Annotated in this window: 10 protein-coding genes and 4 tRNA genes; 5 read left to right on the forward strand and 9 right to left on the reverse strand. The window is 73.6% G+C overall.

Annotated elements, in window-relative coordinates; translation table 11 throughout:
* Positions 1-120: 120 nt before the first annotated feature.
* From ACL03H_RS22375 to ACL03H_RS22390, 4 genes are all read right to left on the reverse strand, one after another.
* Positions 121-327: a type II toxin-antitoxin system antitoxin gene (locus ACL03H_RS22375; protein ID WP_412813270.1), complete on the reverse strand. Its 207-nt coding sequence runs from the start codon at positions 325-327 to the stop codon at positions 121-123.
* A 115-nt stretch (positions 328-442) separates the two neighbouring features.
* The gene (locus ACL03H_RS22380) at positions 443-1,360 is read right to left on the reverse strand and encodes an SPFH domain-containing protein (RefSeq protein WP_412813271.1); all 918 of its coding nucleotides are present in this window, start codon (positions 1,358-1,360) and stop codon (positions 443-445) included.
* A 187-nt stretch (positions 1,361-1,547) separates the two neighbouring features.
* A complete protein-coding gene (locus ACL03H_RS22385; protein WP_412813272.1) occupies positions 1,548-3,305 on the reverse strand; it encodes an ABC transporter ATP-binding protein in 1,758 nt (585 codons plus the stop codon).
* A complete protein-coding gene (locus ACL03H_RS22390; protein ID WP_412813273.1) occupies positions 3,302-4,888 on the reverse strand; it encodes an ABC transporter transmembrane domain-containing protein in 1,587 nt (528 codons plus the stop codon). Before ACL03H_RS22390 ends, ACL03H_RS22385 begins: the two co-directional genes overlap by 4 nt.
* Positions 4,889-5,698: 810 nt before the next feature.
* Here ACL03H_RS22390 and ACL03H_RS22395 point away from each other — a divergent pair.
* Entirely contained in the window at positions 5,699-7,375 is a 1,677-nt protein-coding gene (locus ACL03H_RS22395; RefSeq protein ID WP_412813274.1) for a prenyltransferase/squalene oxidase repeat-containing protein, read from the forward strand.
* A gap of 67 nt (positions 7,376-7,442) precedes the next feature.
* Here the strand turns inward: ACL03H_RS22395 and ACL03H_RS22400 are convergent, their stop codons facing one another.
* Positions 7,443-8,465, reverse strand: coding sequence for a methyltransferase (locus tag ACL03H_RS22400; protein ID WP_412813275.1), 1,023 nt, complete (start codon positions 8,463-8,465; stop codon positions 7,443-7,445).
* A gap of 154 nt (positions 8,466-8,619) precedes the next feature.
* On the opposite strand from ACL03H_RS22400, the gene ACL03H_RS22405 reads away from it, so the two are divergent.
* Both ACL03H_RS22405 and ACL03H_RS22410 read left to right on the forward strand, forming a co-directional pair.
* Complete coding sequence (locus tag ACL03H_RS22405) at positions 8,620-9,456, forward strand: TauD/TfdA dioxygenase family protein (RefSeq protein ID WP_412813276.1); 837 nt, start codon at positions 8,620-8,622, stop codon at positions 9,454-9,456.
* 28 nt (positions 9,457-9,484) lie between these two features.
* Positions 9,485-10,705: a cytochrome P450 family protein gene (locus ACL03H_RS22410; RefSeq protein ID WP_412813277.1), complete on the forward strand. Its 1,221-nt coding sequence runs from the start codon at positions 9,485-9,487 to the stop codon at positions 10,703-10,705.
* Between the two features lie 183 nt (positions 10,706-10,888).
* On the opposite strand, the gene ACL03H_RS22415 is transcribed toward ACL03H_RS22410, so the two are convergent.
* From ACL03H_RS22415 to ACL03H_RS22430, 4 genes are all read right to left on the reverse strand, one after another.
* Positions 10,889-10,963, reverse strand: a tRNA-Val gene (locus ACL03H_RS22415).
* Between the two features lies 1 nt (position 10,964).
* Positions 10,965-11,036: transfer RNA gene (locus tag ACL03H_RS22420), tRNA-Cys, on the reverse strand.
* Between the two features lie 102 nt (positions 11,037-11,138).
* Positions 11,139-11,211 (reverse strand) — tRNA-Gly (locus ACL03H_RS22425).
* Between the two features lie 151 nt (positions 11,212-11,362).
* Entirely contained in the window at positions 11,363-11,788 is a 426-nt protein-coding gene (locus ACL03H_RS22430; protein WP_184478055.1) for an SsgA family sporulation/cell division regulator, read from the reverse strand.
* Positions 11,789-12,519: 731 nt separating this feature from the next.
* Here ACL03H_RS22430 and ACL03H_RS22435 point away from each other — a divergent pair.
* Both ACL03H_RS22435 and ACL03H_RS22440 read left to right on the forward strand, forming a co-directional pair.
* Positions 12,520-12,969: a TIGR02611 family protein gene (locus tag ACL03H_RS22435; RefSeq protein ID WP_412813278.1), complete on the forward strand. Its 450-nt coding sequence runs from the start codon at positions 12,520-12,522 to the stop codon at positions 12,967-12,969.
* Positions 12,970-13,014: 45 nt separating this feature from the next.
* Positions 13,015-13,086 (forward strand) — tRNA-Val (locus ACL03H_RS22440).
* The last annotated feature ends 101 nt before the right edge of the window (positions 13,087-13,187 follow it).

Here is a 13,187-nt window from a genome sequence, read left to right on the forward strand (position 1 = left end):
GCGGCCTCCTGGGGACGGGGGGTGACCGGGTCCGTCCCGGCCAGCTCCCATCCTCACCGGATCGGCGCCCCGGCAGATCGGCCGAGCGGTCGTTCCACCCGGCCCTTCGGCCGAGTCCGCTCAGTCCTCGTCGGCCTTCGTCGGGGGCCGCCCCCGGCGAGCCGGGCCGCCCGCGTCGGCCGGGAGGCGTCCGGCGTCGGCGAGGGCCCGCCGGAGCAGGAATTCGATCTGCGCGTTGGTGCTGCGCAACTCGTCCTGCGCCCAGCGGGCCAGCGCGTCGTGGATCGCCGGGTCCAGCCGGAGGAGGAAACCCTTCCGTGCGGCCATGTCCCGCCCCTCCCGATCCTGTCGTCTCGCCCGGTGATCATCCGCTCGCCGCATCCTGCCAGCGCTGCCGCCGCGAGGCGGGCAACGCTGGGGAGCGCGGCGCCGGAACGATCCGTCAGTGGTACAGCGAACCGGTGTTGACGACGGGCTGGGTGTCGCCGCAGAGCACCACGAGCAGGTTGCTCACCATCGCGGCCTTGCGCTCCTCGTCGAGCTCGACGACCTCCTTCTCGGACAGCCGCTGCAGGGCGAGGTCGACCATGCCCACCGCGCCCTCGACGATGCGCTGGCGGGCCGCGACCATGGCGCCCGCCTGCTGGCGCTGCAGCATGGCCTGGGCGATCTCGGGCGCGTAGGCGAGCTGGGTGAGCCGGGATTCGACCACCTCCACGCCGGCGGCCCGCACCCGCGCCGCGATCTCCGCGGACAGCTTGCCGGTGATCTCGTCGGCGTTCTGCCGCAGCGAGAACTGCTGCTCGGCGTCGCCGTCGTAGGGGTAGCTGGTGGCGATGTGGCGCACGGCCGTTTCGGTCTGGGTCTCGACGAACTCCACGAAGCTGTCGACGGCGAAGGTGGCCTGCGCGGTGTCGGCGACCTGCCACACGACGACGGAGGCGATCTCGATCGGGTTGCCGTCGGCGTCGTTGACCTTCAGCACGGCGGTCTCGTGGTTGCGGATCCGGGTGGAGACCTTCGTCTTGCTGCTGAACGGGTTCACCCAGTGCAGGCCCGAGGGCCGCACGGTGCCGGTGTAGCGGCCGAGGAACTGCAGCACGCGCGCCTCGCCGGGCGCGACGGGGACGAGGCCGCCGAACAGCAGCACGCCGACGACCACGAGGACGAGGCCGCCGACGACGAGGCCGCCCTGGTCCAGTCCGACCGCGCCCAGCACGGTGAACCCGCCCACGAGCACCAGCAGCGCCGCCAGCGCCGCCATGAGCAGCCCGGGCAGCCGGAACGCCTCGCGCTCGACGACCGGGGGTTCCGGCATCCTGATCTTCTCGCCCTCCGGCGCGGTCACCTGGTCAACCATGCTTCCCCCTGTCACTCCGAGTCGTCCTACTCGCACGAGACTAGCAGAGTGATATCACTTTTACCCGGAAGGGGTCCGAGAGCAGGATCCGTCGTGCGGCCCTGCCCGCAGCGACGCCGCTGAGCAGCGACCAGCCGGCGCGACCGGCACCGCCACCGGGCGCCCCTGCGCGAGCTGGAGCCGGGCCCTACGCGGGCCGGGGGGTCGCCCGGCGCACCTGCCAGGCCTGCCAGAGGCGGGCGTAGTGCCCGCCCGCGAGCAGCAGCTCCGCCGGCGGACCGGCCTCGACGACGCGGCCGCCGTCCATCACCAGCACCCGGTCGGCGAGCATCGCCTGCCGCAGGCGGTGCGCCACGACCAGCCCGGTGCGCCCGCGCAGCACCGCCGCCGCGGCCTCCTCCAACCGTCCCGCCTCCCGGCTGCCCGCCTCGGCCGTGGCCTCGTCGAGCAGCACCACGGCGGGATCGGCGAGCAGCGCCCGGGCCAGCGCGACCTGGGCCGCCTGCTCCGGGCCGAGCGGATGCCCGAGCTCACCGACCACCGTGCGCACCCCGTCCGGCAGGTCGGCGACCCACTCCGCGCCGACCTCGGCCAGCGCGCGGCGCGCCTCGTCCTCGGTGGCGCTCTGCCGGGCCAGCCGCAGGTCTTCGAGCAGCGGGCCGCTGAACACGTGCGCCTCCTGCGTGACCAGCAGCACCGCCCCCGCCCCCGCCTCGGTCACCGGCCGCCCGCCGAAGGTCACCCGACCCTCGTCGGGGGCGGCGAGCCCGGCCAGCAGCGCGGCCAGCGTCGACTTGCCCGCCCCGCTGGCCCCCACCAGCGCGACCGTCTCCCCCGGTGCGAGCCGCAGGGAGACCTCGTGCAGCGCGGGCGCGGCCGAATCCGGGTAGCGGTAGGTCACCGCGTCCGCCACCAGCTCCGCCTCCCGCTCCCCGCGCTCGGTCGGCAGCCGCACGTGCGGGATGCCCAGCACCCCGACGATGCGCTGCAGGCTCGCGAACGCCGACTGGACCTGGTCGAAGCTCATCACCAGCAGGCCCAGCGGGTTGAACAGGCGGTGGAAGTACAGCGCGGCCGCCGTGACCGCACCGACCGTCGCGGCCCGCGCGTCCACGAGCGCGAAGCCGACGACGACGATCGAGGTGAGCCCGACCAGCTCGGCGATGTTCATCCACATGCCCCAGCCGGTCGAGAACCACAGCACGCCCCGGGACAGGGCGCGGGCGCGGTCCGAGGAATCCGCGACCTTGGCGACGTGCTCGTCCTCGGCCCCGTAGGCGCGCAGCGTCGGCAGACCTTCCAGGGAGGACACCAGCGCCTCGGCCCGGTCGGCGAACGCGGCGCGCTCCTCGGCGTAGCGGCGCGCGGCGCGCGGCAGGTACCAGCGCAGCGCGAAGCCGTAGACGGGCAGCGCCAGCATCCCGGCCGCCATCAGCCACGGGTCCAGCGCGAACAACCCGCCCATGGTCAGGGCCACGGTGAGCAGCGCCGACACCCACGGCGCCAGCAGCGCGGCGACGACCTGGCTGATCACCGCGACGTCGTCGCCGACGCGGCTGAGCAGGTCACCTCGGCCCGCCCGCTCGATGACGGCCGACGGCAGGTGCAGCGCGGCCGAGACGGTGTCCTCGCGCATCCGGGCCAGCACCTGCTGCCCGAGCCGGGCGACGAACGCCGCGCTCAGCGCGGTGAGGGCGGCGCTGAGCAGTCCGGCCGCGCCGACGAAGGCGGTGAGCGCCACGACCTCGGCGGTCTCGGCTCCCGCGAGCACGTCGTCGACCAGCGCCCCGATCGCCCAGGGCGCGGCCAGCCCGGCCAGCGCGGCGAGCACCGCGGTCGCCGCGGTCGCGGCGGCCAGGCCGCGGTGCGGACGGAGGTAGCCGCCGATGGCCCGCCGGACCTCGCCCGCGGTGGCCAGCGGCAGCGCGCGAGTGGTTCCGCTCATCCCACGACCTTCCGGTGGTAGTCGGCGCGCTCGGCGAGCAGGTCGCCGTGCTCCCCGGTGACCACCTCGCCCGAGCCGCTGAGGTAGTGCACCTGTTCGGCGCGCGCGAGCAGCACCGGGCTGGTGGTGATGAGGACGGTGGTCCGCTCCGGGCCGTCGCCGTGGCGCAGGGCGTCGAGCCCGGCGGCCACGGCCTCCTCGGTCACCGAGTCCAGCGCGGTGGTCGGGTCGACGAGCACCAGCACGTCGGGGTCCGCGTGCAGGGCGCGGGCGAGCGCGAGCCGCTGCCGCTGCCCACCGGAGAGGCTGAGCCCTCGGTCGCGCACCGGCGCCTCGACGCCCCCTGGTTGCGCGGCGACGAACCCGGCGGCGTCGGCGGCGGCCAGGGCGGCGCCCGGGTCGCTGCGCTCCGGGCGGCCGAGGGCCAGGTTGTCCGCGACGCTGCCGGTGAACAGCTGCGCGCGGCGCGGTTCGACGTGCACGGCGGTGGGAGTCGGGCCGTCCCAGCGCACGGCGAGCGGCCGGGGGCCGGGCTCCCCGCGCAGCGCCGCGAGGATCCGCTCCACGTCGGGCCCGTCCGCGACGACGCCGGAGCACGTCCCGCGCCGCAGCACCAGCTCAGCGCGGGGCTCGTCCGGGACGTCCGGCGCGGACGGGCCCTGGCCCTGGTCCTGGTTCCGCACCAGCACGGCGTCCACGCGCCGACCGCTGGCGAGCGCGGCGGCACCGATCTGCAGGTACATCCCGGCGGCCGAGAGGGGTTCGGCGATGAACTGCGCCGCGCCGACCGCGGCGACGAAGGCGCCCACGGTGATCACGCCGTCGACGGCGAGGACTCCGGCGGCGCCCACGGACACCGCGAGCACCAGCGTCCCGGCGAGCACGGTGGCGCCGAGCTGCACCGAGCGGGCCACGCCCGCGCGGATCGCGGCCCCCTCGGCGCGGCGGCTGACCTCCACGTAGCGGGCGGTCGCGTTCTCCTGCGCGCCGATCCCGCGCACCACCCGCAACCCGGTGACGAGGTCGGTGGCGAGCGCGGAGGCGGCCGCGAGCCCCTCCTGCTGACCGGCGACCTTCCGGGACAGCAGCGGGGTCACCGCGTTGAGCCCGATCGCGGTGACCACGGCCGTACCGATCAGCAGCGCGCCGAGGAGCACGTCGATGCCCAGCAGCACCACGCAGCTGACGCCGAGCGCGGCCACCGATCCGGCGAGCCCGGCGACCCAAATCACCGCGCGGGAGACCTGGTCGGCGTCGGAGGAGGCGATGGAGAGCAGTTCTCCGTGGCTGCGCCGGATCCCGCGCCCGCGCAGCGCCCGTTCGGCGAGCTCGGCCCGCAGCCCGTGCGCCTCGTCGAGCGCCGCTCCCCTGCCGAGCCGGGCGAACCAGCGGTAGCAGGTGGTCAGGACCGAGAACAGCAGCACGAAGCCGACCACGCAGCCGGCCAGCTGCCAGAGCTCACCGGTGGCGACCGCCTCGTCGATGGCGATCCCGATGGCCAGCGGCACCAGCGCCTCGCAGGCCTGGTGGCCCACGAGGAGCGCGGAGGCGCCCAGCACCACGGCGCGCTTGCGGCGCAGCACCTGGCGGCGGGTGCGCGACCTCTTCTCGTCCCTGTTCCGCGGCTGCGTGCCCGCGCTGGTGGTGCGAATGACCGGCCCCCTTCTCCACGACCCGGTAAGGGTGTCCTAAGTCGCCGGGTTCGCGCCAGGTATCGCTGATCACACGTCGGCGCGCACCGCGTCGAGGACCAGGTCGAGCCGGGGCGGCGCCGCGCGGCGGCCCGGCGGTTCATCCGGACGCCAGCGCGCGGCGGCCGGTTCACCCTCCGCTCCCGCACCACGTCGGGCACGGACTCGTTCCCGGCGTCGGGGCCCACCGCCTCGGGAACCGACCGGCCGGGAGCGTCCCCGGCGTCGGACAACCGCCACCCTTTCCCCGGCGCCACGTCGAGGAATTTCCCCCACGAATTAGGCTTCGGCGGGACGGGGAACCGATTTCCGAGAATTCCGCGAACCCCGCCGCAACACCCGTGAAATGCCGCGATACCTGGCCGGATGCGAGCCTTGACGTCGGCGGCCGCATGATCGTAAGTTCCCCTGAACGCGCGTCGCGCGAGGGTTTGCAGGAACTGCCGATCCGTTCCAGGGAAGGGTTCGTGAATTGACCCGGATCGTTCTCCGCCCACCCCTGGACGAGAACCGCCGACCGCTTCGGTCCCGCTCCCGGGACGCGGTGGGGACCTCCGCCGCCCCGGTCGAGCCGAGCCGGGCGGGGCCGCCACCCGGCCCGTCCCCGGAGCACCGCGGAACCACCTTCTCGATCACTTCCCGGGCGTGGCCGCGGGCCAGCCACGAGCTCCCGGCGCGGGTCGGGAACGGAGAGGACGCACCATGACCTCGCTGCACGCCAGCACCGGCCACGGCTCGGAGGAGCTGTCGACCGCCATCGACGAGGGCGCCGAGGCCCTCCTGCGGGCGCAGCGGCCGGACGGGGTGTTCGACTACGGGGCGAGCAACCTGCGGTCCACGCTGGCCACGGCGGGCGCGGTAGCGGCCTTGCACTTCGCGGACCCCGAGGGCGCCGCTGACCTGATCGCCGCGGGCGCGGAGCGGTTGCGCCGCACCCAGGACGCGGACGGGGGCTGGGCGATGGTGCCCGGCCTGTCCAGCGAGCCGGGGCCGACGGCGGTGTCGGCCGCGGCCCTGCACCTGGTGGATCCGGTCGGCAGCGCGGAGCAGGTCGCGGCGGGACGGCGCTGGATGGCCGACTACGGCGGGCTGGAGGCGATCCCGCACCCGGAGGTCGTGCTGTGGTGCCGCCAGTTCTACGGGCTGGTCGGCTGGATCGAACCGGGGGACATGCGCCGCTTCCCGCTGGAGCTGGCGCTGCTGCCGGGGCTGTACCGGCGGGTGTTCGACCTGCGCCTGCCGATGGCGTCGGCGCTCGGTCTCGCGCAGACCCGGCACCGTCCGCTGAACCCCGCGCAGCGGCTGCTGGCCCGCTGGGCCGAGCCCCGTGCGCTGCGCGGCATCCGCCAGGCGTTCGAGCACGAGGACTCGGCCGGCTCCTGGTCCGAGGACGCCTGGGTGACCGGGCTGGTGTGCATCGGGCTCGCGCGGGCGGGACTCGGCCGCGACATGGTCGAGGCGGCCGTCGGGTGGTTCCGGCGCACCATGGACGCCGACGGGTCGTGGGCGACCACCCCGCTGGACGCGGCCTGGACGATGTACGCGGTGCGCGGCCTCGTCGAGGCCGGGTACGCCGAGGACCCCCGGCTGGCGGCTTCGCGGGACCTGTTCGTGCGGCTGCAGCAGCACCGGCCGTTCCTGGCGTTCGGGTGCCCGCCGGGGTTCTGGGGCTGGTCCCGGGAACGCGGCTGGCCCGCCGTGCTCGAAACCGGCGAGATCCTCTCCGCGCTGTCCCGGCTGCCCGGCACCGGGCAGGCCGACGCGATCCGCGCGGGCGTCGCCTGGCTCACCGACCGCCAGGACGACCGCGGCTCCTGGGGTCTCTGCGTGCGCAACACCCGGGTCGCCAACAGCGGCCCCTGCCCGATGACGACCGCGCAGGCCGTCGACGCCCTGCTCGATTCCGGCGTCCCGGCCGCCGACCGGCGGATCCGGCGTGCGCTGCGCTGGCTGAGCCGGGTGCAGCGGCCCGAGGGCGGTTTCGAGTCGGTCTGGTACCGCGAGCACTCGATGGGCACCGCCGCCGTGCTGGAGACCTTCGCCCGCTGCGGGCGGGCCGGGGACGAGACCGCGGTGCGGGCCCGGGAGTGGCTGCTGGGCGCCCGGAACGAGGACGGGTCCTGGGGGGACGGGCACGGGGCGGCCGGGACGGTCGAGGAGACCGGCTGGGTGGTGGCCTCGTTGCTGGCCGCCGGGGTCGAACCGGCGGCGGTGGAGCCCGGGGTGCGCTGGCTGCTCGACTCCCGGCTCCCCGACGGCGGCTGGACCCCGCGACCGGTGCACGAGTACGTCCGCCGGGTCAGCCGGTACGCGAACCCCGGTTTCACGCACGGCATGGCGCTGCGCGCGCTGGGCCGCTACCGGGACGCGACCCGATGAGCTTCCCGTCGCGGCCGGCGCCGGTGCACGCCTCCTCGGCCCGGGCCGAGGAGGCGTCCCGGTGAGCTCACCCGCGGGCGTATTCCAGCACGACCAGCCCGTTCGCCCCGTCCCGCCGATCGCGGCGCACCAGGCCTGCCGCGGCGGCGAGGGCGTCGAAGTCCTCCGGCCGGCGTTCCCGGCCGCCGAGCAGCGTCAGGGACTGGAGGTCGAACGAGGAGTTGTTCTTCGCGTGCTCCTCCCCCGCGAGGACCTCGACCACCACGACGCGCCCGTCTTCGGTCACGGCGTCGGCGCAGCGGCGCAGGATCCGGGTGGCGTCCTCGTCCGGCCAGTCGGTGAGCACCCGGGAGACCAGCAGCACCTGGTAGCCCCGCGGCAGCTGTTCGAGGAAGCTGCCGCCCAGGAACTCCGCCCGCTCGCCGAGCCCGGCCCCCGCGATGAACTCCTCGGCTTCCGGCCGGACCTCGGGCAGGTCGAGCACGGCCCCGGTGAGGTGCGGGTGCGCGGTCAGCACCGCCTCCAGCAGCGCCCCGGTCCCCCCGCCCACGTCCAGCACGCTGGACACGCCGCTCCAGTCGTACCCGGCGGCGACCTCGGGCCCGGTCTGCCACGCGAACCCGGCCATCGTGGCGCCGAAGAACAGCCGCAGCTGCTCGTCGACGCGGTAGTCGGACCAGAAATCGGTGCCGTGCACCGCCCCGTAGGAGGACCGGCCGGTGCGCACGGCGTGCAGCATCCCGCCGTAGGCGAGGTCCATCTTCAGGCCGGGCCCGGCCGCGTCGAGCCACGAGCGCAGCAGCGCGTTGCGCTCGTCCAGCAGCGCCCGGGACACCGGGGTGAGCGCGTGCTCGCCGGGGGTGGGCTCGGCGAACAGGCCGACCGACACCAGGTGGCGCAGCAGTCGGTGCAGGGCGTCCGGGTCGGCGTTCGAAGCTCGCGCGAGCGCGGCCGTCGTGGTGTGTCCGTCGCGGACGAGTTCGGGCAGCCGCAGGGCGACCGCGGTCCGCACCGCGAAGGGCGTGGCGAGATCGACGAGCGCCGCGAGCGCGGCGGTGTCAGCGGGCGGATCGGTGGTCTCACTGGTCACGGCGGTCCTTTCGAGAATGACCTGGGGGGAAAATCAGGATTCACGTGAAGACTGCACCGGTGATCGAATCGGTGCAAGGGTCTTCGCCATCAGGCTCGGCTGCCGTTTCGCGCATTGCGGAACGGTTCTCAAGAATGCGTGGAAGGAAGAGAACATGAATCCTCTCGACGTCCGCCCCCTCACCGGGGCGTTGGGGGCCGAAATCCGCGGCGTCGCGCTCGCCGACGTCGATGACGCGCTGTTCGAGCAGATCCACCGGCTGCTGCTCGAACACCTCGTGCTGTTCTTCCCCGAGGCGGCCGGGTTGTCCCCCGAGGACCACGAGGCGTTCGGCCGCCGCTTCGGACCGCTGGAGGTCCACCGGTTCCTGCCGAAGCTGCCCGAGCACGAGGAGATCGTCGTCCTCGACTCCGACCAGGGCGCGAAGGCCGACGTCTGGCACACCGACGTCACCTACGCCCAGTCGCCGCCGGTCGCCTCGATCCTGCAGATCGTGCGGTGCCCGGACGTGGGCGGGGACACGATGTGGAGCAACCAGTACCTCGCCTACGAGGCGTTGTCCGCGCCGGTGCGGGAACTGATCGACGGGCTCACCGCGCTGCACGTCTTCGAGCACCCCAACGGCTCCTACCGGAGCGAGGCCGAACACCCCGTCGTGCGCGTGCACCCGGAGACGGGTCGCCGCTCGCTCTACGTGAACCGCATGTTCACCCGGCGCATCCCGCAGCTGGCCCCGGAGGAGAGCACCGCGCTGCTGAACCTCCTGTTCACCGCCTCGGAGAGCCCGCAGCGGGTGTGCCGCTACCGGTGGCCCGAGGGCGCGGTGGCGGTGTGGGACAACCGCGCTACCCAGCACTACGCCGTCAACGACTACGTCGGCCGCCGCGTGGGCCGCCGCGTCACGGTGCTCGGCGACGAACCCAAGGGGGACGGGGCGCGCTGGCCGAACCACCAGCCCGCCGGGATGAGCGCGACCGCGGTCAAGGACTGACGACTCCCCGGAGACGAACGGAGATCCGATGAGCAACACCACCGGCGGAGCCGCCACCGAGGAGGACTTCCTGGAGTCCTACTGGCGGGATCCGCACGCCACCCTCGCGGGGACCCGCGAACGCTGCCCCGTGCGCGAGGTGACCTTCGAGACGGGCCCGACCTGGCTGGTGACCCGCTATTCCGACGTCCGCGCCGGGTTGGCCGATCCGCGCCTGGCGAAGGACTGGCGGGCGTCGCTGCCGCCCGAGGAGCGCGCCTCGGCCCCGCCGGGCCTGCCCGCCCCCATGTCGCACATGCTCACCTCGCTGGACCCGCCCGAGCACACCCGGTTGCGCCGCCTCGTGACCCAGGCGTTCACGGCGCGCCGGATCGCCGCGCTGCGGCCCCGGGTCGAGGCGCTCGCCGCGAACCTGCTGGCCGGGTTGCCCGAGGACGAGCCGGTCGACCTGGTGGCCCGCTACGCGATCCCGCTGCCGATGGAGGTGATCTGCGAGCTGATCGGCGTGCCGGAGCTGGACCGGGAGGACTTCGCCCGCTGGTCCACCGTGCTCATCGACGAGTGCCCCGAACCGGAGCTGGCCCGGGCCTCGGCCCAGATGGCCGACTACCTCGGCGGTCTCGTCACCCTCCGCAGGGAGGATCCGGACGACGCGCTGCTGTCCGGGCTCATCGCCGCTTCCGAGGACGGCGAGCAGCTCTCCGACATCGAGATCGTGGCGATGGCGATGCTGCTGTTGATGGCGGGGCACGAGACGACCGCGGTGTTCGTCACCAACAGCGTGCGGGCCCTGCTGGCGGATCCGGAGTCGCGGGAGCGGCTGCGCTCCCCCGCCACGGCCCCGGACATGGTCGAGGAGCTGCTGCGGTGGGCCTCGCCCGCGCTGAACGCCTCGTTGCGATTCGCCACCGAGGACCTGGAGATCGCGGGGACGCCGATCCCGCGCGGCGCCTCGGTCACGCTCTCGACCGGCGCGGCCAACCGGGATCCGGAGCGGTTCGCGGATCCCGACGTGATCGACCCGGACCGGGACACGGCGGGCCACGTCGCGTTCGGCCACGGCATCCACCGCTGCCTCGGCGCGGCGCTGGTGCGGCTGGAGGCGGAGGTCGCTCTGACGGCGCTGTTCGACCGCTTCCCGCACATCCGGTCCGCTGCCCCGGACGAGGAGCTGACCTTCCGCCGCAGCGTCCACGTGCACGCCCCCCGGACGTTCCCGGTGCTGCTGGGCCCAGCGGCCGGAAGCTGACCACCCGCCCGGGGCGGCCGCATCGGCGCCGCCCCGGGCTCGGTCGCGACCGGGCGGCTCCGGGTGCTCGTCCGCTCCACGGGCGGTCGGGCGGACCGCTGCCCGCGCTAGGCCGCGCGAGCCACGCCGAGCAGCGAGAAGCCCCTGCCGACGTTGATCGTCGACAGGGGCTTCCTGAACTGCTGGTGCGCGATACTGGGATCGAACCAGTGACCTCTACCGTGTCAAGGTAGCGCTCTCCCGCTGAGCTAATCGCGCGAGGCGGAGGCGGGAATCGAACCCGCGTACAGGGCTTTGCAGGCCCTTGCCTAAGCCACTCGGCCACTCCGCCGAACCGGGACACCGAGGCCGCCTCGCGGCCTTCGACAGGCGGACTCCGAGCCACCGGGTGCCGATACCCGGAAACCCGGGATCGCCCCGATCGGTTTCCCAGAGCGGATGACGGGACTCGAACCCGCGACCCTCACCTTGGCAAGGTGATGCGCTACCAGCTGCGCTACATCCGCCTGCGCGGTGAACTCTCCGGCTCGGCTCCGGAGCCACCGCTGCGTTGCACGGAGAACTTTAGACCACGCCGTCGCCGACGATCACAGGGGGGTCGGACCGCGATCCGCACCGCCCCCAGCCGAGCCGGTCCGCCCTGCTCAGGGCGGCACCTCAGGACAGGTCGTGCGGCAGCAGCCGGGTCAGGGCGTCGTCGACGTTGACCCACAGGTTCTCGTTGCCCGGCACCACGACGTCGTAGGTGCGGTCCAGGAAGTCCGCCAGCTCCTGCGCGGAGGCCTCGAACACCGCGTGCCCGGACGGCGAGCTGAGCTCGATGGCGACGACCTCGGGATCGTCCACCGCCGGCCGGATGCTCACGTCGCCCTCGCCGGCGTGCGCGATGAGCCCGTCGGCGAGCAGGTCGCGGGCGAAGACCCACTCGACCCAGCCGGCGCGGCCGGTGCGGAACGCGGCCACCACGGCGTAGGGGTCGCGGGTGTCGTAGCGCAGCTCGACCTGGACCGGAACGGCCGGCGTCTGCGGGGCCAGCAGGTCGAACACCGCCGTCGAACGGAGTGTCACGTGATCGTTTCGCATCGTCCTCGCCTTCCTAACTCCCTCCCGGTCCGCTTATCGACCGAGCAACACAGTTGTGACGCCTCAGAGGGGTCCTACGCTCGCCGCCAGGCCTTACATCACCCGGTCAGGGCATATAGAAATTCGCATTGCGATCGGGAAACTGCGCAGCGTGGCCACATCGCTCCCCCCGACCAACATCGGCCCGACCCCTCGGCGCTGGCGCCGGATCCGGCAGGACCGGCTCCGCGGCGCTTCCGGCGGCGCCTGCGAACTCGCCTTCACCACCGCCGGGCACCCCTCGAGGATAGGCGATGGACGTGCTCCCACTAGGGTCTCCGCGCGCCGAGCTGAGACACTTGCCACGGGCATTCGTCAAGACGGAGCAACCCGGACATCCGGACGCCCGGCCGAACACGCCTGGCGGCCACCCGGTCGAGGAGACCGGTGCCACAGTGTGACCAGGCTTGAAGCCTCGGGGCCGATCTCGGCGGCACAACTGGGAAAATCAGGAACATGACTCACGTCACATTCCACTGAGTGCGACAACCCTTCCTGTGGGTGTCCGCCACCGAGCCCGCCGGAGCCCGGCCCGTATCCTTGCCCCCGTGGCACGGCGCCGCGCCGAGCTGGCGGACGCATCCCGGCGACACCGCTGATCAAGGCCTCGCCGAGCCCCGAATCGCCCAGGACGATCAGGTGGCAGGTGCACTCTGAGCAGAACAGCCGAACCGGGACCGGATGAGATCGACATGGCCTCGGCCGACGAGAAGCCCGAACCCCGCCGCAAGCTGCGCCGCCTGCGCCGCGCGATCCGCGCCCGCCGCGAGCGCATCCGATCCAACCCCACGCTGAACACGACCTACCGGGTGGCCCTGGGCACCGGGGGGACGCTGCTGCTCATCGTCGGGATCATCGCGATCCCCTACCCCGGCCCCGGCTGGCTCATCGTGTTCGCGGCGCTGGGGATCCTCGCGACCGAGTTCCACTGGGCCCACCGCGTCAACATGTTCACCAAGCGGCACTACCACCGCTGGGTCGACTGGCTCGGCAGACAGCACTGGACGGTCAAGCTCGGCATCGCCGCTCTGACCGGCCTGATCGTGGTCGTGACGCTGTGGCTGCTGGGCATGTACGCGACGATGGGCCATTGGGTCGGCCTGGACTGGCCGTGGTTGACCTCCCCCCTGTTCGGCCCCTGAAACGGGTGTTGTAGAGTTCTCCACGTCGCCGGGAACGGCGGCACCGGGCGATTAGCTCAGGGGGAGAGCGCTTCGTTCACACCGAAGAGGTCACTGGTTCGATCCCAGTATCGCCCACAAGAAAACGGCCAGGTCAGAGCCCCGAAAGGGAATCTCCGACCTGGCCGTTTCGCTTTTTCCGGGCCGAGGAGTCAGCGAAAGGTCAGCACGCGGCCAGC

Origin of the sequence: Saccharopolyspora antibiotica, assembly GCF_047200635.1 — a bacterium.
Lineage (GTDB): Bacteria > Actinomycetota > Actinomycetes > Mycobacteriales > Pseudonocardiaceae > Saccharopolyspora_C.